The sequence below is a fragment of the Baekduia sp. genome (assembly GCF_035318805.1).
Taxonomy (GTDB): Bacteria; Actinomycetota; Thermoleophilia; order Solirubrobacterales; family Solirubrobacteraceae; genus Baekduia.
The window spans coordinates 41,576-63,917 of record NZ_DATHDY010000023.1 but is presented as its reverse complement, the minus strand read 5'-3'; the positions used below and the strand labels follow the sequence as shown (position 1 = coordinate 63,917).

Annotated in this window: 26 protein-coding genes; 17 read left to right on the top strand and 9 right to left on the bottom strand. The window is 75.2% G+C overall.

The features are described 5' to 3' along the window. Positions 1 to 174 precede the first annotated feature (174 nt). From VK501_RS28720 to cobC, 13 genes are read left to right on the top strand one after another with little or no spacing between them, the layout of a single operon-like run. A complete protein-coding gene (locus VK501_RS28720) occupies positions 175 to 972 on the top strand; it encodes an ABC transporter ATP-binding protein (RefSeq protein ID WP_349260978.1) in 798 nt (265 codons plus the stop codon). Continuing rightward, positions 969 to 1,718 carry a precorrin-3B C(17)-methyltransferase gene (locus tag VK501_RS05905; protein WP_324335599.1) on the top strand — a complete coding sequence of 250 codons (750 nt, stop codon included), beginning with the start codon at positions 969 to 971 and terminating at the stop codon, positions 1,716 to 1,718. The genes VK501_RS28720 and VK501_RS05905 overlap by 4 nt, the downstream gene beginning before the upstream one ends. Next, complete coding sequence (gene cobA, locus VK501_RS05900; RefSeq protein WP_324335597.1) at positions 1,715 to 2,458, top strand: uroporphyrinogen-III C-methyltransferase; 744 nt, start codon at positions 1,715 to 1,717, stop codon at positions 2,456 to 2,458. Before VK501_RS05905 ends, cobA begins: the two co-directional genes overlap by 4 nt. Beyond that, positions 2,445 to 3,257 (top strand): energy-coupling factor ABC transporter permease, encoded by an 813-nt coding sequence (locus tag VK501_RS05895; protein ID WP_324335595.1) that lies wholly within the window; start codon positions 2,445 to 2,447, stop codon positions 3,255 to 3,257. The genes cobA and VK501_RS05895 overlap by 14 nt, the downstream gene beginning before the upstream one ends. Continuing rightward, the gene (gene cobM / locus VK501_RS05890; RefSeq protein WP_324335593.1) at positions 3,254 to 4,060 is read left to right on the top strand and encodes a precorrin-4 C(11)-methyltransferase; all 807 of its coding nucleotides are present in this window, start codon (positions 3,254 to 3,256) and stop codon (positions 4,058 to 4,060) included. The genes VK501_RS05895 and cobM overlap by 4 nt, the downstream gene beginning before the upstream one ends. Further along, positions 4,053 to 5,213, top strand: coding sequence for a cobalt-precorrin-5B (C(1))-methyltransferase (locus VK501_RS05885; protein WP_324335592.1), 1,161 nt, complete (start codon positions 4,053 to 4,055; stop codon positions 5,211 to 5,213). The genes cobM and VK501_RS05885 overlap by 8 nt, the downstream gene beginning before the upstream one ends. Beyond that, positions 5,210 to 6,409 carry a precorrin-6y C5,15-methyltransferase (decarboxylating) subunit CbiE gene (cbiE, locus tag VK501_RS05880; protein ID WP_324335590.1) on the top strand — a complete coding sequence of 400 codons (1,200 nt, stop codon included), beginning with the start codon at positions 5,210 to 5,212 and terminating at the stop codon, positions 6,407 to 6,409. Before VK501_RS05885 ends, cbiE begins: the two co-directional genes overlap by 4 nt. Then, positions 6,406 to 7,113, top strand: a complete 708-nt coding sequence (locus VK501_RS05875) for a cobalamin biosynthesis protein (protein WP_324335588.1) — start codon at positions 6,406 to 6,408, stop codon at positions 7,111 to 7,113. Before cbiE ends, VK501_RS05875 begins: the two co-directional genes overlap by 4 nt. Continuing rightward, complete coding sequence (locus VK501_RS05870) at positions 7,101 to 7,694, top strand: precorrin-8X methylmutase (RefSeq protein ID WP_324335587.1); 594 nt, start codon at positions 7,101 to 7,103, stop codon at positions 7,692 to 7,694. The genes VK501_RS05875 and VK501_RS05870 overlap by 13 nt, the downstream gene beginning before the upstream one ends. Next, positions 7,691 to 8,365 (top strand): adenosylcobinamide amidohydrolase, encoded by a 675-nt coding sequence (locus VK501_RS05865; protein WP_324335585.1) that lies wholly within the window; start codon positions 7,691 to 7,693, stop codon positions 8,363 to 8,365. Before VK501_RS05870 ends, VK501_RS05865 begins: the two co-directional genes overlap by 4 nt. Continuing rightward, the gene (locus VK501_RS05860; protein ID WP_324335582.1) at positions 8,349 to 9,269 is read left to right on the top strand and encodes a CobD/CbiB family cobalamin biosynthesis protein; all 921 of its coding nucleotides are present in this window, start codon (positions 8,349 to 8,351) and stop codon (positions 9,267 to 9,269) included. The genes VK501_RS05865 and VK501_RS05860 overlap by 17 nt, the downstream gene beginning before the upstream one ends. Continuing rightward, a complete protein-coding gene (locus VK501_RS05855; protein WP_324335580.1) occupies positions 9,260 to 9,799 on the top strand; it encodes a bifunctional adenosylcobinamide kinase/adenosylcobinamide-phosphate guanylyltransferase in 540 nt (179 codons plus the stop codon). Before VK501_RS05860 ends, VK501_RS05855 begins: the two co-directional genes overlap by 10 nt. After that, positions 9,796 to 10,821 carry an Rv2231c family pyridoxal phosphate-dependent protein CobC gene (cobC, locus tag VK501_RS05850; RefSeq protein WP_324335578.1) on the top strand — a complete coding sequence of 342 codons (1,026 nt, stop codon included), beginning with the start codon at positions 9,796 to 9,798 and terminating at the stop codon, positions 10,819 to 10,821. Before VK501_RS05855 ends, cobC begins: the two co-directional genes overlap by 4 nt. 30 nt (positions 10,822 to 10,851) lie before the next feature. On the opposite strand, the gene VK501_RS05845 is transcribed toward cobC, so the two are convergent. Together VK501_RS05845 and VK501_RS05840 are read right to left on the bottom strand one after the other, a co-directional pair. Then, complete coding sequence (locus tag VK501_RS05845; protein ID WP_324335577.1) at positions 10,852 to 11,166, bottom strand: MTH1187 family thiamine-binding protein; 315 nt, start codon at positions 11,164 to 11,166, stop codon at positions 10,852 to 10,854. 81 nt (positions 11,167 to 11,247) lie between these two features. Further along, positions 11,248 to 11,526, bottom strand: coding sequence for a hypothetical protein (locus VK501_RS05840; protein ID WP_324335574.1), 279 nt, complete (start codon positions 11,524 to 11,526; stop codon positions 11,248 to 11,250). Between the two features lie 150 nt (positions 11,527 to 11,676). On the opposite strand from VK501_RS05840, the gene VK501_RS05835 reads away from it, so the two are divergent. Genes VK501_RS05835 through secG form a run of 4 tightly spaced genes read left to right on the top strand, consistent with a single transcriptional unit; the run spans position 11,677 to position 14,951 of the window. After that, positions 11,677 to 12,084 carry a cytochrome c maturation protein CcmE gene (locus VK501_RS05835; protein ID WP_324335572.1) on the top strand — a complete coding sequence of 136 codons (408 nt, stop codon included), beginning with the start codon at positions 11,677 to 11,679 and terminating at the stop codon, positions 12,082 to 12,084. A 7-nt stretch (positions 12,085 to 12,091) separates the two neighbouring features. Then, entirely contained in the window at positions 12,092 to 14,278 is a 2,187-nt protein-coding gene (locus VK501_RS05830; protein ID WP_324335570.1) for a heme lyase CcmF/NrfE family subunit, read from the top strand. A 10-nt stretch (positions 14,279 to 14,288) separates the two neighbouring features. Continuing rightward, a complete protein-coding gene (locus VK501_RS05825) occupies positions 14,289 to 14,699 on the top strand; it encodes a hypothetical protein (protein ID WP_324335568.1) in 411 nt (136 codons plus the stop codon). Positions 14,700 to 14,720: 21 nt separating this feature from the next. Next, positions 14,721 to 14,951 (top strand): preprotein translocase subunit SecG, encoded by a 231-nt coding sequence (secG, locus tag VK501_RS05820; RefSeq protein ID WP_324335566.1) that lies wholly within the window; start codon positions 14,721 to 14,723, stop codon positions 14,949 to 14,951. Between the two features lie 46 nt (positions 14,952 to 14,997). Here the strand turns inward: secG and VK501_RS05815 are convergent, their stop codons facing one another. From VK501_RS05815 to VK501_RS05785, 7 genes are all read right to left on the bottom strand, one after another. Next, positions 14,998 to 15,420 carry an RDD family protein gene (locus tag VK501_RS05815; protein WP_324335564.1) on the bottom strand — a complete coding sequence of 141 codons (423 nt, stop codon included), beginning with the start codon at positions 15,418 to 15,420 and terminating at the stop codon, positions 14,998 to 15,000. A gap of 285 nt (positions 15,421 to 15,705) precedes the next feature. Next, on the bottom strand, positions 15,706 to 17,067 hold the full coding sequence (locus VK501_RS05810; protein ID WP_324335562.1) for a metallopeptidase TldD-related protein: 1,362 nt from the start codon (positions 17,065 to 17,067) through the stop codon (positions 15,706 to 15,708). Positions 17,068 to 17,149: 82 nt separating this feature from the next. Continuing rightward, positions 17,150 to 18,607, bottom strand: a complete 1,458-nt coding sequence (locus tag VK501_RS05805) for a TldD/PmbA family protein (protein WP_324335560.1) — start codon at positions 18,605 to 18,607, stop codon at positions 17,150 to 17,152. Next, positions 18,607 to 19,581, bottom strand: a complete 975-nt coding sequence (locus tag VK501_RS05800) for an iron-containing alcohol dehydrogenase (RefSeq protein ID WP_324335558.1) — start codon at positions 19,579 to 19,581, stop codon at positions 18,607 to 18,609. Before VK501_RS05800 ends, VK501_RS05805 begins: the two co-directional genes overlap by 1 nt. A 95-nt stretch (positions 19,582 to 19,676) precedes the next feature. Then, a complete protein-coding gene (locus VK501_RS05795; protein ID WP_324335555.1) occupies positions 19,677 to 20,471 on the bottom strand; it encodes an ABC transporter permease in 795 nt (264 codons plus the stop codon). After that, positions 20,468 to 21,091: a phosphate ABC transporter ATP-binding protein gene (locus VK501_RS05790; protein WP_324335553.1), complete on the bottom strand. Its 624-nt coding sequence runs from the start codon at positions 21,089 to 21,091 to the stop codon at positions 20,468 to 20,470. The genes VK501_RS05795 and VK501_RS05790 overlap by 4 nt, the downstream gene beginning before the upstream one ends. A gap of 34 nt (positions 21,092 to 21,125) precedes the next feature. After that, on the bottom strand, positions 21,126 to 22,328 hold the full coding sequence (locus VK501_RS05785; RefSeq protein WP_324335551.1) for a homogentisate 1,2-dioxygenase: 1,203 nt from the start codon (positions 22,326 to 22,328) through the stop codon (positions 21,126 to 21,128). Positions 22,329 to 22,342: the final 14 nt, after the last annotated feature.

Sequence of the window (22,342 nt, the reverse complement as noted above, 5' to 3'; positions counted from 1 at the left end):
GGCGACGTGCGGATGAACTGCGACCTCTGCACCTACCGCGTGCGGCTGCCGGGCTACGAGGACAAGGTCGGCCTGCCGATCTCGCTCACGCCCCACGGCGACGCGCCCGCCGGCGGCCGCCGCCGCGCCCGCCGGCCGACCCGCGCGCCGCGACCCGCGCCCGCGGCGCTCGCCATGCCCGCGCGCGAGCGCGCACTGCACCCGTCGACCCCGACGGCCGCCGCCGACCCCGCCGCGCCGCCCGCGGTCGCGCTACGCCGGTTGTCCTACGCCTACCCCGACGGCACCGCCGTGCTCACGAACGTCGACCTGACCATCGCGTCCGGCGAGCGCGTCGCGATCCTGGGGCCCAACGGCGCGGGCAAGACGACGCTCGCGCTGCAGCTCAACGGGATGCTCGACGGGGCCACCGGCGACGTCGAGATCGGCGGGACGCGCCTGGGGCCGTCGACCCGCAGGGACATCCGCCGGCGCGTCGGGCTCGTCTTCCAGGACCCCGACGACCAGCTGTTCCTGCCGACGGTGCGCGCCGACGTCGCGTTCGGCCCCGCCAACCTGGGGCTGAGCGGCGACGCGCTGCGCGCGCGGGTCGACGAGGCGCTGGCGCGCGTCGCGATCGCCGAGCTTGCCGACCGCCCGCCGCACCTGCTCTCCGCGGGCGAGCGCCGCCGCGCCGCGCTGGCCGGCGTGCTGGCCATGGAGCCCGACGTGCTCGTGCTCGACGAGCCGTCGTCGTCGCTGGACCCGGCCGCGCGCCGCGAGCTGGCCGACGTGCTGGTCTCGCTCTCGCTCACCACGCTGCTCGTCACGCACGACCTCCCGTATGCGCTGGAGCTGTGCCCGCGGGCGATCGTGCTCGACCAGGGCCAAGTTGTCGCGGATGGTCCGACGCGCGAGGTCCTCGCCGACGAGGGCTTCATGCGCGCGCACCGGCTCGAGCTCCCCGCCGGCTTCAACCCGCTCGCGGCATGACCGCCGGGACCCTGCACATCGTGGGCCTCGGCCCGGGTGGCGTCGAGCACCGCACGCCGGCCGCGGCCCGCGCGGTCGCCGAGGCCGAGGCGGTCGTGGGCTACGCGAGCTACGTGGACGCGTGCGCCGACCTGCTCCACGACCGCCAGCGGATCGTCCGCGGCCGCATGGGGGAGGAGGACGCGCGCGCCGACGAGGCGCTGGTCCTCGCCTGCGAAGGGGCGCGCGTGGCGCTGGTGTCCAGCGGCGACGCGGGCGTGCACGGCATGGCCGCCCGGACGCTGGCGCGCGCCGCCGAGCTCGACGAGCACGAGCGTCCGGAGATCGTCGTGGTGCCGGGCGTCAGCGCCGCGCAGGCCGCCGCCGCCGTCGCGGGCGCGCCGCTCACCGACGACTTCGCCGTGCTGTCGCTGAGCGACCTCGCGATGCCGTGGTCGCGGGTCGAGCATCGCCTGAGGGCACTGGCGGGAAGCGGCCTGGCGCTGGCGCTCTACAACCCGCGCTCCTCGCGGCGCACCGAGGGCTTGCACCGGGCAGTGGCGATCCTGCGGGCCGCGCGGCCGGGCGCGACGCCCGTCGTTCTCGCCCACGACGTCACGCGCGCCGGCGAGCTGGTGGAGCGCACGACGCTCGCCGGGCTCGACGCCGAGCGCGTGACGATGCGCACCGTCGTGCTCGTCGCGGGCGACACGGCCGTCGATGCCGGACCGTGGCTCGTGGCGCTACGCGGGGCGGTGCCGGCATGACGGTGACCCTCGTCGGCGCCGGGCCGGGCGACCCCATGTGGTTGACCGGCGCCGCCCGCGCCGCGCTGACGTCGGCCGAGGTGGTGGTCTACGACCGCCCGTCGGCCGGCGCCCTCGTCGCCCTCGCCCCGCCGAGCGCCGAGCGCCGCTGCGTCGGCCGCTCGCCGGGGCGCCGCGCGCTGTCGCAGGACGCGGTCAACGCGTTGTTGGTGGACTTGGGACGCTCGGGTCGCGCCGTGGTCCGGCTCAAGAGCGGCGATCCGTTCGTCGCGTCGCGTGGGGGCGAGGAGGCGCTGGCGCTGCGCGCGGCGGGGGTCGCGGTCGCCGTCGTGCCGGGGGTGTCCAGTGCCCTCGGCGCGCCCGCCGCGGCGGGCATCCCGCTCATGCTGCGCCAGCTGAGCGTGACCGCCACGATCGTGGACGGCAACGACGACCCCGAGCACGGCACGCCGCCGGACTGGGAGCTGCTCGCGCGGCTGGGCGGCACCCTCGTGATCCTCACCGGCCGGGGCCGCATCCGGCGCATCGCCGCGCGGCTGATCGCCGGCGGGCTGCCCGCCGAGACGCCCGTCGCGGCGGTCAGCGCCGGGTCCCGCCCCGCGCAGCGCGTGGTCCGCGGCACGCTCGGCGCGCTGCCCGCGCCGCTGCCGCCGCCCGTGACGTTCGTGGTCGGCGCCGTCGCCGCGCTGGACCTGACCGCGCCCGCGTCTCCCGAGGAGGCCGTCCGTGCACATCCCTGATGGCTTCGTCTCGGGCGAGGCGGCGCTGCTCGGGGCCGCCGTCGCGGCCGGCGGCCTCGCGGTCTGCCTGCGGCGCGTGCGCGCCGAGGAGCGCGAGCGCGACCTCCCGATCGCCGGCCTCGCCGCGGCGTTCTTCCTGGTCGGCGACGCGCCGATGTTCCCCATCACCATCGGGACGCAGGGCCACCTCCTCGGCGGTGCGCTGGCGGTGTGCCTCCTGGGCCCGTGGCTCGGCGCGATCACGATCGCCGTCGTGGCGGTGATCCAGGCGCTCGCGCTCGGCGACGGCGGGATCAGCACGCTGGGCCTGACGGTCGTGACGCTGGCGCTCGTGCCGGCGTTCCTCGGCTATCCGCTGGCTGTCGGGCTGCGCCGCGTGCTCGGCCGGTCGGCGAAGGGGCTGGCGATCGGCTGTGGGATCGCGGCGGGGATCGCGGTGGAGCTGTCGGCGCTGACGTTCGTCGGCGAGTTCGCGCTGGGCGCGTCGGTCGACCTCGACCTCTCCAAGATCGCCGCGTCGACCCTCGGCGCCTACGCCGTCATCGCCGTGATCGAGGGGACGATCACGGGGCTGATCGTCCGCGCACTGCTGTCCGTGCGGCCCGATCTCGTGCGGATCGCCGAGCCGGCGCGACGCGGGTGGGCGCCGGCGCCCGCGCCCCGGGCGGCGCCCGCGCCCGCGCCGACGCCCGCGCCGGCGCCCCCACCGGCGTCGAGGGACGACTCGATCTCGTACAGCGAGATCCATTCGTCCCTCGACGGCCCCGGGGCCCTCTATGTCCCCGAGGCCGTCCGGTGAGCGGGCGCGTGTCGTTCGTCGGCGCCGGCCCGGGCGCGCCCGACCTCCTCACGGTCCGTGCGGTGCGGATCCTCGGGGTGGCCGACGTGATCGTCTGGGCGCGCAGCCTCGTCGATCCCGCGATCCTCGAGCACGCCAGGCCCGGCGCTGAGCTCGTCCCGTCCGACGACCGGACGCACGAGCAGGTGGTGGAGATCTACGCGCGCGCGGCCGAGCAAGGCCTCCATGTCGCGCGCGTCCACTCGGGCGACCCGACGGTCTACGGCGCGCTGCACGAGCAACTGCAGGCCTGCCGGGCGCTCGGCCTGGCCACCGAGATCGTGCCCGGCGTCTCGTCGGTGAGCGCCGCCGCCGCCGCGCTGGGCCAGGAGCTGACGATCCCCGACGTCTCGCAGACGCTCATCTACACGCGCCGCCCGACGCGCACCTCGATGCCGGCCAACGAGCAACTGGTCGAGCTCGCTCGCCACGGGACCACGTTGGTGTTGTTCCTGTCGGTGCGCCGTCCCCGCGAGCTGCAGGCCGACCTGCTCGAGGGCGGCTACGCGCCCGAGACGCCGTGCGCGGTCGTCTACCGCGCGAGCTGGCCGGACGAGCTCGTCGTGCGCTGCCCGCTGAGCGAGCTCGCGGTGCAGATCAAGGCCAACAGGATCACGACACAGGCGCTGGTGCTGGTCGGACCGGCGCTGCAGGCTGCGCCGTGCGCCCGGCGCTCGCACGTCTACGACCCCGGCTACGGCCACCGCTACCGGCCGCTCGGCCGGCCCGACCGCTACAAGAAGGCGGCGGCGCCCGATGGCTGACCTCCGCGAGCCGAACCTCCCCGCGTCCGCACGCCGCGTCGCCACCGGCAAGCTCCGCTTCGGCTGGACGACCGGCACCTGCAGCGCCGCCGCCGCGAAGGCCGCGACGCTGCTGCTGCGCGACGGCGACCCGCCGGCCGACGTCCAGGTCCCGCTGCCTAAAAGCGAGCAGCGCCCGACGTTCTGCGTGGAGCGCTGCGAGCGCGACGGCGACGGCGCGGTCGCCGTGGTGGTCAAGGACGCCGGCGACGACCCCGACGTCACGCACGGCGCGCACCTGACCGCCCGCGTGGCGCTCGTCGCGGAGCCGGGGATCGTCCTCCGGGGCGGCGAGGGCGTGGGCACCGTGACGAAGCCCGGCCTCGGCCTGGAGGTCGGGGGGCCGGCCATCAACACGGGCCCGCGCGCCCAGATCGCGGCCGCCGTGGGCGAGGTGGTGGACTTGACCAGCGTGGGGGTGGACGTCGAGATCAGCGTCCCCGGCGGGGAGAAGATGGGGCGGCGGACGTCGAATCCACGGCTCGGGATCATGGGTGGCATCTCGATCCTCGGGACGACCGGGATCGTGCGGCCGTTCTCGACCGCGGCGTGGCGCGCCAGCGTCGGCCAGGCGATCGACGTCATGGACGCCCAGGGCGCCAAGACGGTGGTGTTGACCACCGGCGGGCGCACCGAGAAGGCGGCGCGCAGGCTGCTGCCCGAGCTCCCCGAGGTGTGCTTCGTCGAGGTCGGCGACTTCACCGGCTACGCGCTCAAGCGCGCCGCGAAGCTCGAGTTCGAGCGGTGCGTCTTCGTCGGGATGGCCGGCAAGCTGGCCAAGCTCGCGGCGGGCATCATGATGACCCACTGGACGCGGTCGAAGGTCGACCCCATGTTCTTGGCCGACGTCACGCGCGAAGCCGGCGGCGGCGAGACCCTCGCGGCCGCGGTGGCCGAGTCCAACACCGGACGCCACGCGTGGGAGCTGTGGGAGGCCGCGGAGCTGTTCGCCGCGAGCGACCTGCTCTGCACGAAGGTCGCCGACAACCTCACGTCCTACATCAAGGGCGCGTTGTTGGTGGACTGCGCGATCGTCGACTTCGACGGCGCCCGCCTGGCGGGCGCGTCGCCCGGGGCGCGCGGGCGGCTGAAGGTGGAGGACTTGGTCGGATGAGCGAGTCCGTCCGCCCAGGGACGGCGACCGTGGCCGTGCTCGGGGTGCACGGCGGCCGCGTGCCGCCCGGCACGGAGGAGCTGCTGGCCGGCGCGGCGCTGGTCGCCGGGGGCGCGCGGCAGGTCGCGGCGCTGGCTCCGGCCGGCGCCCGGACGCTGCGCGTGGGCGCCGGCCCCGACGACGTCCTCGCGGCGGTGGCCGCCGACGACGGCCCGGCCGTCGTGCTCGCCTCCGGCGACCCCGGCTTCTTCGGCATCGTGCGCGCGCTGCGGCGCAGCGTGCCGCCGGAGCGGCTGCTCGTCCACCCGGCACCGTCGTCCGTCGCGGTCGCGTTCGCGCGGATCGGCCTGCCGTGGGACGACGCGCTGCTGGTCTCCGCGCACGCGCGCGACCCGCGGCCCGCGCTCCACACCGCGCTGCGCCACCCGAAGGTCGCGATCCTCACCGGCCCGGACGCGCCGCCCGCGTGGTTCGCCGAGCGCCTCCGCGGCAGCGGCCGGACGCTCGTGGTGGCCGAGCGCCTGGGGGAGGCCGACGAGCGGGTGGTGACGGGAGCCCCGGAGGAGCTGGCCCGCGCCGCGTTCGCCGAGCCCAACGTCGTCATCAGCCTCGGTCCCGAGGCGCCGGCCGCTTCGACGCCATCATCCTGGGCGCTGCCCGAGTCCGCCTTCGACCACCGCGCGGGGATGATCACCAAGCGCGAGGTGCGCGCGCTCGCGCTCGCTCACCTCGGGCCGCGGACGGGCGACCTCGTCTGGGACGTCGGCTGCGGCAGCGGCTCGGTCGCGGTGGAGTGCGCGCGCCTTGGCGCGGCGGCGATCGCGATCGACGACGACCCCGACGCGATCGGGCGCACCGCCCGCAACGCCGGCGCGCACGGCGTGCCGCTGCAGACGGTGGAGGGTCACGCTCCCGCGGCGCTGGCCGATCTGCCGGACCCCGACGCGGCCTTCGTCGGCGGCGGTGGCGCGGACCTCGACGCGATCGTGGACCGCTGCGCCGCCCGGTCACGACGAGCCGTCGTCGTGACCCTCGCGCTGATCGAGCGTGCCGGCCCCGTCGTGGAGCGCCTCGCCGCGGCAGGCCTGGAGACCGAGGCCACCATGATGCAGTCCTCGCGCCTGTTGCCCCTGGCCGGCGGCCACCGCCTGGCGGCGACGAACCCGGTCATCGTCGTCGTGGGACGGCGCGCGTGATCGCCGTCGGTGTCGGCGCCAGCCGCGGCTGCCCGGCCGCCGAGCTGGCCGCGCTCGTCGACGCCGGGCTGCACGCGGCGGGGGTGCGTGGCGCCGACGTGCGGGTGCTGGCCTCGGCCGACGTCAAGGCCCGCGAGCCCGCCGTGCTCGCGCTCGCCGCGGCGCGCGGGTGGCCGTTGAGGACGTTCGCCGCCGGCGCGCTGGCCGCGGTCGACGTCCCGACGCCGTCGGCGACCGTCGCGCGCCACGTCGGGACGCCGAGCGTCGCCGAGGCCTCGGCGCTGCTGGCCGTCGCCCCCGCGGAGTTGTTGGTGGCCAAGCAGCGCTCGGCCCACGCGACCTGCGCCATCGCTCGGGGCGCAACCGGCCGCCCACCGGCGTCGAGGGACGACTCGATCTCGTACGGCGAGATTCATTCGTCCCTCGACGCCCCAGACGGCCTCGACGCCCCAGACGGCCTCGACGCCCCCACGGTGACGGGACCGAGCGCGATCGTCTACGCCGCCACCGCCGACTGCAAGGGCTGCGGCGCGTGCCTCATGACGTGTCCGGAGCGGGCGCTGCGGCCGTCTCCGGCGTGGTTCGACGGGCCGCCGCTGCTGACGCTCGTCGACCTCTGCACGGGCTGCGGCGAGTGCCTGGAGGTCTGCCCCGCCGACGCCTTCGTCGCCCTGGCGCCCGAGGAGGCCCCGTGGCCCGCGTAGCCCATCCCATCGAGGTCGAGAGCATGGGGATCCTGCGCGCGCGCTACGACTTCGGCCGGTTCGCCCCGCTGTCGCGCGCCGTCGCCGAGCGCGTGTGCCACGCCTCGGCGGACCTGTCGTTCGCCGACTCCCTGATCCTCGACGAGGAGGCGCTGCGGGCCGGCCGCGCCGCGCTGCGCGACGGCGCGCCGATCTACGCCGACGCCCGGATGGTCGCCGCGGGCGTGACCTCGCGCGAGGTGATCGTGCCGCTGGCCGACCCGCGCGTCGGTCCGCTGGCTCAGCAGCTCGGCTCCACGCGCAGCGCGGCGGCGATGCGGCTCGCGGTCGCGGAGGCGCCCGCCGGCGCCGTGTGGGTCGTGGGCAACGCGCCGACGGCGTTGTTGCAGCTCCTGGCGACGCCCCCGGCCGCGCCCGCGCTGATCGTCGGGCTGCCCGTGGGCTTCGTCGGCGCCGCGGAGTCCAAGGAGGCGCTCGCCGCCTCGGGCCTGCCGTGCGTCACCAACCGCGGCGAGCGCGGCGGCAGCGCCGTCGCGGTGGCCGCGGTCAACGCGCTGCTCTACGCCGGGGACGACCGGTGAGCCAGGCGCTCGTGGTGGACTTCGGTGGCCCGCGCCGCTGCCTCTCCAGCGCGGTGGTCGGCGGCGGGCTGCGCACCGCCCGCGCGTGGCTGAACCTGCAGGTCGGCCACGGCTACGCGCGCACGGATCCCGACGTCCACCTCTGCGAGGAGATGCTCGCCCGCGGCCTCGACGTCGCGACGACGCTCGGCGCGATGACCGCCGCGCACGTCGACCGGGCGACCGAGCACGCCGAGGGCGGCACCCGCGCCGTCGCGACCGTCGGCATCGGCGTGCCGCTCGCGGCCGCGGGCCGGCTGGTGCGCGCGCTGCCCAAGGTCAACACCATCAACATCGTGGTCCTGACCGATGCGCCGCTCACCGACTCCGGCCTCGTGTACGCCGTGCAGACCGCGACCGAGGCCAAGGCCCAGGCGCTGGCCGACGCCGGCATCGGCGCGCGCAACCACGCCGGCCCCGCGACGGGCACGGCGACCGACAGCATCGCGATCGCGGCGCTGCCCGGCGAGTGCGAGCCCTTCGCCGGCCCGATGGCGCCCGCGGGCGCGGCGATCGCCCACTGCGTCCACGCAGCGGTCCTGGCCGGCGCGCTGGCCTTCCGGCAGGGGCAGCAGGACGAGCGGCAGAGCGCCGTCGTCGGAGAGGACGCAGCCGGTGCCGGCCGCCCGTAGCGCCGGGCTGCTGGCGGCGGCCGTCCTCGACGCGCTGCTCGGCGACCCGGCCCACTGCCACCCCGTCGCGGGGTTCGGGCGCAGCGCGGCCGCGCTCGAGCGGGTCAGCTACCGGCCGTCGCGGCGCGCGGGGGCCGGCCACGCGGCCGTGCTCGTCGCCGTCCCGACGCTGCTCGCCGCCCGTGCCGCGGGGCGCGGGAGCGCGATGCGCCGGACGGTGGCCGTCGCCGCGTGCGGGTGGGCGGCGCTCGGCGGCCGCTCGCTCCGGCGCACCACGTCGCGCATGGCCGATCTCGTCGATGCCGGCGACCTGCCCGCGGCGCGGGTTCTCGCGCGGTCGCTGGTGGCGCGACGGACCGACACGCTCGACGGCCCCGAGCTGACGCGCGCCGCGCTCGAGTCGCTGGCCGAGAACACGGCCGACGCCGAGGCGGGCACGCTCGTCTGGTGCGCCGCGGCGGGTGCGCCGGGGGTCGTCGCGCACCGCGCGGCCAACACGCTCGACGCGATGGTCGGCTACCGCAGCGAGCGCTACGACCGGTTCGGCTGGGCCGCGGCACGCCTCGACGACCTCCTCGGCTGGCCCGCCGCGCGGGCGTGCGCGGCCGCGACCGTCGCCGCCGCGGCGCTGACCGGCGAGGACGCGCGTGGCGCGCTGCGCGCCTGGCGCCGCGACGGCGCGCGCCATCCGAGCCCGAACGCCGGACGCGTCGAGGCCGCGTTCGCGGGTGCGCTCGGCGTCACGCTCGGCGGCACCAACGACTACGGCGGGCGCGTCGAGCACCTCCCGCGCCTCGGCGACGGTCCGCCGCCCGACACGGCGGCGCTGCGCCGCGCAGTGCGCCTGAGCGCGACCGCGAGCAGGCTGCTCACCCTGGCGGCGGCGGTGGCGGCGTGGCGCTGACGCTCGTCCTCGGGCCGCGGCGCTCCGGCAAGAGCCGCGTCGCCGAGCAGCTCGCCGCCGGGTTGGGCGCGCCGGTCGTCGTGATCGCCCCGCTCACCGTGACCGACGACGAGCTGGCCGCGAGGGTCGCCGCGCACCGCGCCGCCCGTCCGGACGGGTGGACCACCGCGGAGACAGCGGACGTCGTCGGGGTCATCGACCACGCGGCCGCCGGGGCGACGCTGCTGCTGGACTCGCTCGGGACGTGGGTGAGCGAGATCCTCTGGCGTGCGGGCGCGCTCGAGGAGGGCGCCGACGGGCGCGCGGCCGCCGCCGAGGTCCGCGCCGGCGCCACCGCCTTCGTCGCCGCCGCACGCGAGCGCCCCGGCGCGACGATCGTCGTCGCCGAGGAGGCTGGATGGGGACCGGTCCCGCCGAGCGGCGCGACCCGCCTCTGGCTCGACGCCCTGGGCGACGCGACGCAGACGCTGAGCGCCGCCGCCGACCGCGCGCTGCTCGTCGTCGCCGGACGGACGCTGGAGCTCCCATGACGCCGCCGGGTCCCGATCTCCACGGCGACCACTGGGCCCGCGGCGCCCGGGCCGATCATGCCGTCAACGTCGCCGCCGGCGGGCCGCCCGACTGGCTGCGCCGGCTGCTGCGCCAGGAGCTCGACGGGGCGATCCGGGCGTATCCCGACGAGGCGGAGGCGACCGCGGCGGTCGCGCATCGGCATGGACGCTCGGCGGACGAGGTCGTGTTGCTCAACGGCGCTGCGCATGGCTTCGCATTGATCGCCGAGACGCTGGCGCCGCGGCGGCCGGTCGTGGTCCATCCGCAGTTCACCGAGCCCGACCGGGCGCTGGCCGCGGCCGGCTGCGCCGCGGCGCCCGTGATCCTGGGCGAGCCATGGGCGCTGGATCCGGACGCGATCCCGGTCGACGCCGATCTCGTCGTGGTCGGCAACCCCACCAACCCGACCGGCGTGCTGCACCCGCGCGCGGCGATCGAGGCCATCATCGCGCCAGGACGGACGGTCGTGGTCGACGAGGCGTTCATGGACTTCGTCGGCGGCGAGGCGAACTCGCTGGCGCCGGCGACCGACCACGACGACCTGGTCGTCGTCCGCAGCCTCACGAAGATCCTCGCCGTCCCCGGGCTGCGCGTCGGGTACCTGCTGGCGCCGTCGCCGCTGGCCGCGCGGCTGCGCGACCGCCGGCAGGCCTGGGCGGTCAACGGACTGGCGCTCGCGGCGTGCGCCGCGGCCTGCCACCACCCGGCGCGCCTGGCGCCCGCGGCGCTCCGCGCGCGGGCCGACCGGGACGCGCTGGCCGCGTCGCTCGCCGGCGTCCCGAGCCTGCGCGTGCACCCCGGCGCCGCGGGCTTCGTGCTGGTCGAGGCGGCCGGGCGCGACGGGCGCGCCCTCGCCGAGACCCTGCGCCGCGGCCACGGCATCGCGGTGCGCCCGGCGGCGACGTTCCCCGGCCTGGGCGCCGGCCACCTGCGCCTCACCGCTCGCGGCGGCGACGCGGACGCACGGCTGGTCTCCGCGCTGCACGCGCTGCTGCGGTAGACCTCGTGGCCGCAGCGCCGGGGCCCACCGTCAGCCGGGATCCGCACCCAGCGCCCGCTGCACCGACGCCACCTTGTCCTCGAGGGTCTGCGCCTTGTCGCGGCGCTCGTCGAGCTTGAGCACCGTGTAGACCCGCGGCAGCCCAAGCTCGAACGGCACCGCGTGCAGCTCGCCGACGAGCGCGAGGATGTCGGCGGTCTCGCCCTCCAGCGACGTGCCCATCGCATGCAGGAGGTACTTCACGCGGTCCTGCTGCGCCAGCCGGCGCTGGATCGCGGCGATGTAGCGGCTGGCGCTCGGGTCGCTGCGCCCCAGCCCGATGATCGTCACGTCTGCGGTCGCCATGGCGCGAAGCTACAGCCCTGCGGGTTTCGCTTCCTGGGCGAACACCCGCGTCCGAACCTCGCCCTCTGGGCGAGCGTTCGGCTACCAGGCCTGCGCGGTCCCGCAATGCGGGCAGGACACCGACGTCGAGACCGGCGCCTGGAACTGGAAGCCGCAGGAGCAGCCGTAGTGCGCGTGGTCCTCGGGGGCGACCGAGGCGCGGTGGCGGCGCTCGGCCTGCAGATGGTGATCGCCCGCCGGCGGGGCCTCCGGAGCGGCCTCGGACGCGTCGGGCTCCTCCTCCGCCGGACGTCCGAAGACGTGCGGGCGGCGTTCGGCGAGGGGGCGGCGGTCGGTGGGACGGAGAGGTCTGACGCGCATATGGGGTCTTCCACCTCAGACACCGTGGGATGCCAGAGGTTTCGTTCCGGGTCGTCGTCGGGGTCCGATGGCGCTTGAGCGCGCCTGGACGCCTGGCCTAACCCCGGTTGGGGCTCGGTCTCGGCGCCGAGGCTGCGATACTGGCTGGCGATGGATCCCGCACGCAAGCGCCGCGTACGCCTGGTCGTGGCGTTGAGCGCCGCCGTCCTGCTGGCAGGCGCGCTCGTCTACACCAGCTTCAGCGCCTCCTCGGAAGCGCGCTCCCCGAGCCAGCTGCTCGCGGGCGCCAGCGCCGGTCGCTCCTACCAGCTGACCGGCCGAGTCGTCGACGGCTCGATCCAGAAGCACGGCACGACGTACCGCTTCGAGGTGCGCGATCGCGACGGCAAGGCGGCCGTCCCGGTGGTCTACACCGGCTCGGTGGCGGACACGTTCCGCGCCGGCCGCGAGGTCATCGTCACGGTGAAGCGCGAGGGCGATGCGTTCGTGGGCGAGAAGGACTCGCTCGTCACGAAGTGCCCCTCGAAGTTCACCGAGTCCAAGACCCAGAAGACCTGATCGCGGCATGGCTGACCTCGGCCGTGGCCTGACCTTCCTGGCGTTCGCCATCGCGGTGTACGGCGTGTGCGCCGGCCTGTACGGCGGTATCGCCAATCGCCGCGACTGGGTCACGTCCGCGCGCCGCGCGGTCTACGCGCTGGCCGGCCTGACGACCGGCGCCTTCATCGTCCTCGAGCTGGCGTTCCTGCGCTCGGACTTCTCCTTCAGCGTCGTGCAGTCGCACTCCTCGACGACGACGCCGACGTTCTACAAGGCCGCCGCGGCGTGGTCCTCGCAGGAGGGCTCGCTGCTGCTCTGGCTGTGGCTGCTGTCGCTGTGGTCGGCCATCGTGCTGTTCGCCACGCGCCATCGGATGCGCGACATCCAGCCGTATGCGATCGCGGTGCTGCTGGGCTTCGCGACCTTCTTCGCCGGCCTGATGGTCTTCGCCGTCTCGCCGTTCGACACGCTCGCGATGGCGCCGCAGGAGGGGACCGGCCTCAACCCGCTCCTGCGCCACCCGAGCATGATGATCCACCCGCCGATGCTCTACTCGGGCTACACGCTGTGGGCGATCCCGTTCGCCTTCGCGGTCGGCGCGCTGGTCGTCCGGCGGGTCGACGCCGAGTGGATCGGCGCCACGCGCCGCTTCGCCCTGGGCGCCTGGTTCTTCCTCGGCATCGGCATCATGCTCGGCGCCCGCTGGTCCTACGCCGAGCTCGGCTGGGGCGGCTACTGGGCCTGGGATCCGGTGGAGAACGCGTCGCTGCTGCCGTGGCTGACCGGCACCGCCTTCTTGCACTCGATCATGGTGCAGGAGAAGCGCGGGATGCTGAAGACGTGGAACGCCTCGCTCATCCTGGCGACCGGGACGCTGGCGATCCTCGGCACGTTCCTCGTGCGCTCGGGGATCCTCGACTCGATCCACGCGTTCGGCGCGTCGACGCTCGGGATCCCCTTCGTGATCCTCATCGGCCTGATGATCCTCGGGTCGGTGACGCTCGTCGTCAGCCGCCGCGACGCGCTGCGCTCCGAGCACAAGCTCGACTCGCTGCTGTCGCGCGAGGCCATGTTCCTCGGCAACAACCTCGTGCTCGTCGGCATGGCGTTCGTCGTCTTCTGGGGCACGTTCTTCCCGCTGATCTCCGAGGCGCTGACCGGCAAAAAGCAGTCGCTCGGGCCGCCCTGGTACGACAACTACACGGTGCCGCTGGCGCTCGCGCTCGTGCTGCTGTCGGGCGTCGGGCCGGTCATCGCATGGCGCCGGGCGACCCCCAAGAACGCCCGGCGCAACTTCACGTGGCCGCTGATCACGGGCGCGGTGACGCTGGTCGTGCTGCTCCCGTTCGGCGTGGCCGGGCGCCCGCTGGCGCTGGCGATGTTCACGATCGCGGCGTTCGCGATCGGGACCGTCACGCAGGAGTTCGTCCGCGGCGTGCGGGCTCGGCGAGCGATGACCGGCGAGGCGCCGCCGCTGGCGCTGCTGACGCTCATCCGCCGCAACCGCCGGCGCTATGGCGGGTACACGATCCACCTCGGGATGGCCGTGCTGTTCATCGGGGTCGCCGCCTCGTCGGCGTTCCAGCACGTCAAGGTCGTGCAGATGAAGCCGGGCCAGACCCAGAAGATGGGCAACGGCTACGCGGTGAAGTACGAGCGGCCGACGTCGCGGATCGTGGTGACCAAGCAGGGCGTCGAGCGCCTCGTGTTCGGTGCGCGCCTGACGCTGACCAAGGACGGCAAGAAGATCGACGTCCTGCAGCCCGAGCGCGGCTACTACCCGATCGAGGGCGCGCCGTTCGCCGGTGCGATCGGCCGCTATTTCAACGGCGAGTCGACCAGCGAGATCGCGATGAAGGCGGGGCTGGGCCGCGACGTCTGGTCGGCCGTGACGCCGAACCTCGATCCGACGCTCAAGACGGTCAAGATCGGCGACGACACGTTCCGCGACGCGGCCGGCAAGCTGCCGCAGGCGCAGTACGACCAGGCGCTGGGCACCGCGATCAACGGGCTGGTCACCAGCTACCGCAAGAACGCGCCCCCGGCGACGTTCCGCCTGATCGTCTCGCCGATGGTCACCTGGATCTGGCTCGGCGGGCTGATGGTCTTCCTCGGCGCCCTGATCTGCCTGTGGCCGACCGCCGATCTCGCCCGCCGCCGTGCGACCGCGAGCTACGCCGCCCGCGTGGCGCGCGAGCTCGGCCGGGCGTAGGCGGTCGCCGATGGACGTCTTCGCCGTCCTGCTCGTGCTTCTGGCGGCCTTCGCCGCGGCCTACGTCGTGGCGGGCCCGCTGCGCCGCGGGCGCTTCGAGGCCGACGACCAGGCCCACCAGGCCCAGCTTGCCGACCTGGAGACCGCCAAGGAGGCGCGCTACCGCGAGATCCGCGAGGCGGAGATGGACTTCCGCACGGGCAAGCTCTCGGAGGCCGACTGGAAGGCGATCGATCGCCAGCTGCGCGCCGAGGCCGTCGAGCTGCTGCGCCGGCTGGACGCGCTGGGCGCGGCCGAGGCGCAGCGGATGCGCCAGGGCGCCGAGGCCGCGGCTGCCGAGCAGGCCACCGCCGCCGGCGATGCGGACGCCGCCGCGCCGCCGCCCGCGCGCAAGCCGGTCGACGTGCCCGGAGAGCGCTGAGCGGATACCATCAGCTACGACATGCTCGAAACGGTGCTCTCCATCGTCCAGGTCGCGATCAGCGTCGTCCTCATCTTCCTGGTGCTCATGCACTCGGGGAAGGACGCGGGGCTCTCGGGCGCCTTCGGCGTCGGCGGCGGCACGGGCCCCCTCGGCGGCGGCTCGCTGGTCGAGCGCAACCTGAACCGCTGGACGGTGGCCTTCGCCATCCTGTTCGCGGTCAACACCATCATCCTGCTCAAGCTCTCCTAGGGCCGAGCCCGACGCGCAGGCGTCGGACCCGGCGGCGCGGAGCGCGCTAGCGCTGCGGCACGACGACCGAGTTGGCCATCTTGTCGTGCCAGGTCTGCTTCTGCGGATCCCACAGCATCCAGAGGTAGCCGAGGAAGACCACGAGCGTCGAGATGATGCGGCCGACGTAGCGGATGAACGCCCGGCCGTAGCCGATCGGGCCGCCGCCGTCGATGTCCACGACGCGGATGCCGACGGCGCGCTTACCGATGGTCTGGCCGCTCTCACCCTCGAAGTACGTGTAGTACGCCACGCCGACGAGCAGGCTGAGCGCGTAGCCGCTGGCGCCCATCGCGATCTGCAGGATCGAGCTCACGATGCCGAGCAGCAGGCCGTCGACGATGGCGGCGCCGAAGCGGATCCAGAACCCCGCGCGAGCATCGGTGACTGCTCCAGCGGGCGCGGGTGGTGCGAACGTCTGATCGGTCATGTGCCTCTCATCCCTCGGTGGTGGTGGTTCCGGCGGTGCGCGGTGCTGTACCCCCGCCGCGCCAGATCCACCGGGTTCCGCCAGATTGGCACATGTCAGCAGGCGACCCTGCACGCCCACGCCCTACGAGGTCACCGACGGCGCCTCGCGAGGTCCCGGCGCCGCCGCCCGGGCCGGCCTGGAAGGTCATCGTTCGCCCACGAACGGCAACGCATGCTGGATTGACCCCGTATTTCGGGGGCAGTCCGACATGGATCCCTGGAAGGCCCCTGAAAATCAGGCGGCCTACCCGGTCACGCGGAAGCCCTGCGCGCGGAGCGCCGGCGCCACGGTGCCCCAGGCGAAACGGCGACCGTAGTACTCGCCCTCGCTGGTGAGCCGCGGGGTGGCCGAGAGCGCTTCGGTCGTCTCGAGGAGGCGCAGGACCGAGTCGGTGAAGCGGACGTCGCGCAGCGGCCGGGCGATCCTGCCGTCCTCGATGAGGAAGGTGCCGTCGCGGGTCGTGCCGGTCAGCAGCGTCTGCTGGGGATGGACGACGTTGAGGTACCACAGGCGCGTTACGTAGATGCCGCGCTCGACGGGCGCGGCGAGCTCCGCGACGTCGGCCGCGCCGCCGCCGACGAGCACGAGGTTGGTCGGCGTCGGCCCGTGGTGGTCGCCGCCCGGCGTGATCGCGTGGCCGGTCGACCGCGCGCCACCGCCGGCCAGCGCCGCCGAGCGGGTGTCGTGCACCACGCGGTGGGCGACGCCGTCCTGGATGAGCGGGATCGGCGCCTTCGGCACGCCCTCGAAGTCGAACGCCCGCGGCAGCGTGCGCGCGTAGCGCGGCGAGTCGCTGAGGTTGATCGCGGGTGCCGCGACGCGGGTGCCGAGCCTGCCCTCGAGCGCACCGCGGCCCTCGGCGTGCGCCTGGCCGTTGAACGCCAGCGAGCCGAGGAACTCCAGCAGGCCGCCGACGGCGTCGGCGTCGAGCACCACCGGGTACTCGCCGGGCGGGAGCACGGTGGGCTCCTCGGGCGTGACCTTGGCCGCGGCCCGGCGGGCCCCGGCGGTGGCGTCGAGGTCGCCCACCTTCGCCGCCGACTGCGCGTCCCAGCCGGTGCGCCCGCGCGCGTCGCGCAGGATCGTCTTCAGGTAGGCGTCGGTCACCCGGTCGACGGCGTGCATGCCGGCCGTGGAGGTCAGGGCGGTCTCGACCGCGCCCGAGGTCCAGGCGCCGAAGGCCTCCAGGCCGTGCTCGGCGGCGACGTCGAACGCGGCCTGCAGGGCGGCGCCTCCGGGCGCGGGGTCGATCCGCGCGGTGACCGGGTCGTAGCCGTCGTGGGCCCGGTAGCCCTCGGGCGGCGCGGGCAGGCCGGGGTGGTCGCCCGGGCCGGCGGCAGCGCGCGCTGCGGCCTCGGCGGCGGCCATCGCGCGCCGGGCGGCGTTGCGCAACGCCTCGTCGGTCGACACGTTGGTCGTGGCGGCGCCGACGTGGCCGTTGCGCAGCGACAGCAGGTGGATCGACGTGTCGTCGAGCTCGGTCGCCTGCGTCGGGGCCGAGCTCGCGTAGCGCAGCAGCAGCGAGCGCTCGCGCGTGACGGTCGCCTGACCCTCGCCCTGCAGGAACGCGAGCGCGCGCTCGGAGAGCTCGAGCGGACCGTTCACGCCGGACCCCCCTCGCGCGCGCGAGCGAGCCCCTGGGCGAGTTCGCGCGCGGAACCCGAGCGCCCGGGCGAGGCCGTCCGCCTCACGCAACACCGACCTGAACGTCGCGGAATCGCGCGGGCGCGGTGCCGTGGGAGACCTGCATGATCTGGCCGGGCTCGCCCTTGCCGCAGTTGGTCAGCCCCCAGAGGCCCCACTCCTGGCGGCCGCAGACGGCGTCGAGCGACCCCCAGAACTGCGGGGTGATCCCGGCGTAGGACGGGTTGCGGTACAGCCGCCCGAGCTCGCCGCCGCGGATCTCGCGCGCGACCTCGGTGGCGAACTGGAACTGCCAGCGGCGGTCGTCGATCGACCATGACCGGTTGGACTCCAGGTACAGCCCGTCGTCGGTGTCGGCGATGAGGTCGGCCAGCGAGCCGGCGTCGCCGGGCTCGACCGACACGTTGGTCATGCGCACGATCGGCTGGCGCGCGAAGCCCTCGGCGCGCGCGCAGCCGCCGGAGCGCGGCAGGCCGGCGGCGGCGGCCGACTGGCGGTCGCTGAGCGCTGCGCGCAGGATGCCGTTCTCCACCAACATGGTCCGGGCGGCGGGGACGCCCTCGTCGTCCCAGCCGAACGTGCCCAGCCCGCCGGGCAGCGTCGCGTCGGCCGTGACGTTCAGCCGCTCGGAGCCGTAGCGCAGGGATGCGTCGAGGTCGCTGGGCGCGACCCAGCTCGTGCCCGCGTAGGAGGCCTCGCCCAGCAGCATGCGGTCGAGCTCGAGCGCGTGGCCGATCGACTCGTGCAGCTGCAGCGCGAGCTGCTCGCCGTGGAGGATCAGCGTGCGCCGGCCCCCGGGCAGCTCGGGCGCGGTCAGCAGCTCGACGGCCTCCTCGGCGACGCGCGGCGCGTGCGCCAAGAGGTCGAGGCCCAGCACGTGCTCCCATCCCGCCGCAGCGACGTTGCCGCCGTGCGAGCTCGGGTACGTGCGCGTCTGGATCTCGCCGCCCGCGGCCGCGGTGGCCTCCAGGCCGGCGCCGCACTCGGTCGCCGTGTGGGTCACCGCGGTGCCGTCGCTGGTGACCAGCGCCTTGCGCGTGCGGACCATCGTCGCGCTGGCCTCGGCGCGGATGATGCGGGCGTCGCCGCGCATCGCGGCGACCGCGGCGAAGAGGTGCGAGAGCCGCGCCTCCAGACCGACCGCGAACGGGTCGATCGCGCACGGGCCTTCCCAGTGGCCGACCGACGGCATCACGGGAGCGAGCGGGCGGGCACCCGCGGCGGGCTGTGCCGCGGCCACCGCCAGCGCCCGCTTCAGCGCCGCATCGGCACCCGCGGAGCTCACGTCGCGCGTCGCGGCGAAGCCCCACGCGCCGCCGACCAGGACGCGGATGCCGAGCCCCGCGCTCTCGTCGGCGTCGACGGCGTCGACCAGGTCGTCGTGGATCGCGAGATCCTCGCGCAGCGCGTGGACGTGGCGCGCCTCGGCGTAGGCGCAGTGCCCGGCCGCGCGGTCGACGGTCTCGCGGAGCAGGTCCAGCACGGGCTCGCGGGCCCCCACTAGAACGCCTCTGCGTAGATCGCCCGCAGCTCGTCGCGGTCGGCCGCGGGAGGCGTGTAGGACAGGTCGGGCCGCTGGGCGGCGGCGTCGGCGGCCGCGTCGAGCTGGGCCTCGGTGACGCCGAGGCGGTGGATGCCGTCGGCGCCGGCGCGGCGAGCGAGCCTGCGAGCCAGCTCGCCGAGCGAGCCGTCGGGGTCGACCCGGCCGGGGAAGCGGCGCTCCAGCGCGGCGATGGCCGCGGGCAGGACCGCGGCGTTGGCCTGGCCGTGCCCGACGCCCGCGACACGCACGAGCGTCTGGCTGAGGACGTGGGCGAGGCCGTACTTCGCGGCGTCGATGCCGTAGCCCGACAGCAGCGAGGCGAGCGCGAGCTGCTCACGGCCGGTGTGGCTGGGATCCTCGCCCTCGACGAGCCAGGCGACGTCGATGAGCCGCTGCGCCTCGCGGGCGGCGAGGCTCGGGACGGGCGACGCGAAGACGGTGATCGTGGCCTCGACCGCATGCGACAGCGCGTTGGCCGAGCTGGCGGCGAGCTCGGAGACGGGCTGGGAGGCCGACAAGTCCGGGTCGTTGATGACGATCGCGGGGCGGACCTGGCGCGCCCGCTGCTCGTGGCCGGCCGGGCGGCGGTGGACGGAGGTCATCTCGGCGGCGCTGAGCGTCGTCGGGATGGCCGCGGCGCGGGCGCCCTCGCGGGCGCCGACGACCGCCTTGGCGGTGTCGATCACGCGGCCGCCGCCGAGCGCCACGACGAGGTCGCCCTCGACGTGCAGCAGGTTGGCGGCGAGGTGGTCGACGAAGCCCGGGTCGACGAGGTGGACGGCCTCCGCGTACTCCACGAGCGCCGGCGCCATCTCCTGCGCCCGGTCGGTGGTGAGCAGGATGTAGGGCTCACCCAGCAGCTGCTGCGCCTCGCCGACGGCGCCCCGGCCGAAGCGGACCGTGCGCTCGCCGTCCTGCCACGTGAAGTCCATGTCCTTCACCCTATGGGGTGTGACGGGGTGGGGACAGTCCCTGAGCGCCGGCGCTGGCGGTCGTCCGCCGGACGGCGGTGGGGGACAGTCCCCGGTCATCCCTCGTCGCGCGTGTCCCGGGCCAGCGGTCTGAGGCGATGGTCGGCCGTGAACAGGCGGCGCGTGCCGAGCAGCGCGACGACGGTGGCGGTCGTGGTCACGGCGCCGAGGATCACGTACATGAGCGCGAGCTGGACCCGCACGGCGTCCAGCGGATCGACGCCCGCGAGGATCAGGCCGGTCATCGCGCCCGGCAGCACCACGATCCCCAGCGCCTTGATGCGCTCGACATCGGGCGCGATGCCGGTCCGCAGCACGTTGCGGACCGTCGGGCGGACCGCCTGCTGCCACGGCAGCCCGAGCGCCAGCCGCGCCTCCAGGTCGGCCCGGCGCTCGGCGACGGCGTCCACCAGCCGGCGCACGGTGACCACGCCGGCGGCGAGCGAGTTGCCGACGACCATGCCGGCCAGCGGGACGACCGTGCGCCCCTCCACGGGGAAGATGCCCAGCGCGAAGAGCAGGCCCAGGCCGATGACCGAGCTCGCGACCAGCGCCGCGAGGGCGACGCCGAAGACGCCCGGCAGCTGCGGCGCGCGCTGGCTCACCGTCGCGGCCGCGAAGAGCACCATGCCGGTCAGCCACACGAACGACCAGCCGATCCACGTGTCGGGGTCGACGATGATCCCCAGCGCCGCGCCCACCAGCAGCAGCTGCGACAGCGAGCGCAGCACGGCGACCGCGAGGTCGCGCTCCAGCCGCAGGCGCTGGCGCCAGCTCACGAGCGCGACGCCGGCGATCATGATCAGCGAGCCGGCCAGGCCCCACCAGCTGACGTCGCCGCTGCTGCTCACGCGGCGAGCACCCGGCCCTCGTCGAGGTCGATGATGCGGTCGCCCAGCCGGCGCGCCTGCTCGCGGTCGTGGCTGACGAGCACGATCGGCACGCCGTCGGCGGCGAGGCTGCGCGCAAGCTGCTCGATCAGCCGCGAGGCGGCCGGGTCCAGCGCCGACGTCGGCTCGTCCATGAGCAGCACGCGCGGGCGCGTCCCCAGCGCCCGCGCAAGGCAGGCCCGCTGCGCCTCGCCGCCCGACAGCGTGCCGGCGTCCCGGGCCAGGAACTCCGCCGGCAGGCCGGCGCGCTCCAGCAGCGCGGCGGGTGGGTCCTGCGGCCGGGCGACCGCGAGGTTGTCGGCGACCGTGCCGGGGAAGAGGACCGGCGCCTGGAAGACCATGCCGACCTCGCGGCGATGGGCGAGGACGTCGCGCGCCGCGAGATCCTCGCCGCGGTAGCGGACCGACCCGGCGTCGGGCGCCTCGAGGCGGTTGAGCAGCCGCAGCAGCGTCGACTTGCCCGAGCCCGACGGTCCCTGCAGGACCGTGATGCCGTCTGTGGGCACGCTCACCGAGACGTCGTGCAGCCGCGGGCGCAGGACGCCCGCGACGGTCACCGACTCGAGGTCGAAGAGGGACACGAGCGCGGCATCATCGCGCGCCCGCGTCCGTGCGTCACCCGGTGGCCGCGGCCGCCCGGTCCGGATTCCACGAGTACGCGTACTCCGGCTTGTCGTGATCGCGCCACAGGGCCGCCAGCTTCAGCGGCTTGAACGTGTCCCACATGATCGCCAGCTCGTCGGTGCGCTTGGCGCCCAGCGCCTTCTCGACCGCACCGGGCTGCGGGCCGTGCGGAAGGCCCGAGGGGTGCAGCGTCAGGCAGCCGACGTCCACGCCCTTGCGCGCGGCGTAGTCGCCGTCGGCGTAGAACATGACCTCCTCGGACTGGATGTTCGAGTGGTGGTAGGGCAGGGGAACCGCCTGCTCGTCCCAGTCGAGCATCCGCGGGGCGAACGTGCAGATCACGAAGTTCTGCCCCTGGAACGTCTGGTGCGCCGGCGGCGGGAGGTGGAAGCGGCCCGTGCGCGGCTCGAAGTCGTCGGCGTTGAAGGTGTAGGGGAACACGTAGCCGTCCCAGCCCACGACGTCGAACGGGTGGCGGTCCAGCATGTAGGCCTGGACGCCGTCGCGGACGCGGACGGTCAGCAGGAACTCGCCGGCCTCGTCGTGGGTCTCGACCTCGATCGGGCCGTGGAAGTCGCGCTGGGAGTACGGCGCGTGCTCCAACAGCTGGCCGTAGCGGTTGCGGTAGCGGCTCGGCGTCTCGATCTCGCCCGGCGTGTGGAAGCACACCCAGAACTGCTCCAGACCCGGATCGGCCTCGAAGCGGTAGGTCGTCCCGCGCGGCACGACGAGGTAGTCGCGCTCGCGGAACTCGACGGGGCCGAAGTTCGTGCGCAGCTTGCCGCCGCCGCGGTGGATGTAGAAGACCTCGTCGCCCTCGCCGTCGCGGTGGAAGCCCTCCTGCGGCTCGGTCGGCTTGGCGATCGCCACCTCGATGTCACCGTTGTACATCAACAGCTGCCGCCCGCTGAGCGGGTCGCCGCCGGGCGGCATCGCGTTGGCGTCGGCCAGCCGGTGCACGTGGGTGTCGGGCACCCACTCCTCGCGCCGGATCGGGGCGAACGCGCCGACCTCCGCGATCCGGCACGGCGAGTGCAGGTGGTACAGGATCGTCTCGTTGCCGCTGAAGCCCTCGTAGCCGAGGACCTCCTCGGTGAGCAGCGCGCCGGACGGGCCGGCGCCGTTGCCGTTCCCTTCTGCGCGGAACTGCACGTGCCGCTTGGCGGGAACCCGGCCGAGGCTGACGTAGCGCATGGTGTGACCGTACT

Bases quoted from the DNA above. Each gene is read 5' to 3' on its own strand.
- VK501_RS28720 (WP_349260978.1), top strand. From the start codon at position 175: ATGCCCGCGCGCGAGCGCGCACTGCACCCGTCGACCCCGACGGCCGCC.
- VK501_RS05905 (WP_324335599.1), top strand. From the start codon at position 969: ATGACCGCCGGGACCCTGCACATCGTGGGCCTCGGCCCGGGTGGCGTC.
- cobA (WP_324335597.1), top strand. From the start codon at position 1,715: ATGACGGTGACCCTCGTCGGCGCCGGGCCGGGCGACCCCATGTGGTTG.
- VK501_RS05885 (WP_324335592.1), top strand. From the start codon at position 4,053: ATGGCTGACCTCCGCGAGCCGAACCTCCCCGCGTCCGCACGCCGCGTC.
- cbiE (WP_324335590.1), top strand. From the start codon at position 5,210: ATGAGCGAGTCCGTCCGCCCAGGGACGGCGACCGTGGCCGTGCTCGGG.
- cobC (WP_324335578.1), top strand. From the start codon at position 9,796: ATGACGCCGCCGGGTCCCGATCTCCACGGCGACCACTGGGCCCGCGGC.
- VK501_RS05845 (WP_324335577.1), bottom strand. From the start codon at position 11,166: ATGGCGACCGCAGACGTGACGATCATCGGGCTGGGGCGCAGCGACCCG.
- VK501_RS05840 (WP_324335574.1), bottom strand. From the start codon at position 11,526: ATGCGCGTCAGACCTCTCCGTCCCACCGACCGCCGCCCCCTCGCCGAA.
- VK501_RS05835 (WP_324335572.1), top strand. From the start codon at position 11,677: ATGGATCCCGCACGCAAGCGCCGCGTACGCCTGGTCGTGGCGTTGAGC.
- VK501_RS05830 (WP_324335570.1), top strand. From the start codon at position 12,092: ATGGCTGACCTCGGCCGTGGCCTGACCTTCCTGGCGTTCGCCATCGCG.
- VK501_RS05825 (WP_324335568.1), top strand. From the start codon at position 14,289: ATGGACGTCTTCGCCGTCCTGCTCGTGCTTCTGGCGGCCTTCGCCGCG.
- secG (WP_324335566.1), top strand. From the start codon at position 14,721: ATGCTCGAAACGGTGCTCTCCATCGTCCAGGTCGCGATCAGCGTCGTC.
- VK501_RS05815 (WP_324335564.1), bottom strand. From the start codon at position 15,420: ATGACCGATCAGACGTTCGCACCACCCGCGCCCGCTGGAGCAGTCACC.
- VK501_RS05800 (WP_324335558.1), bottom strand. From the start codon at position 19,581: ATGGACTTCACGTGGCAGGACGGCGAGCGCACGGTCCGCTTCGGCCGG.
- VK501_RS05785 (WP_324335551.1), bottom strand. From the start codon at position 22,328: ATGCGCTACGTCAGCCTCGGCCGGGTTCCCGCCAAGCGGCACGTGCAG.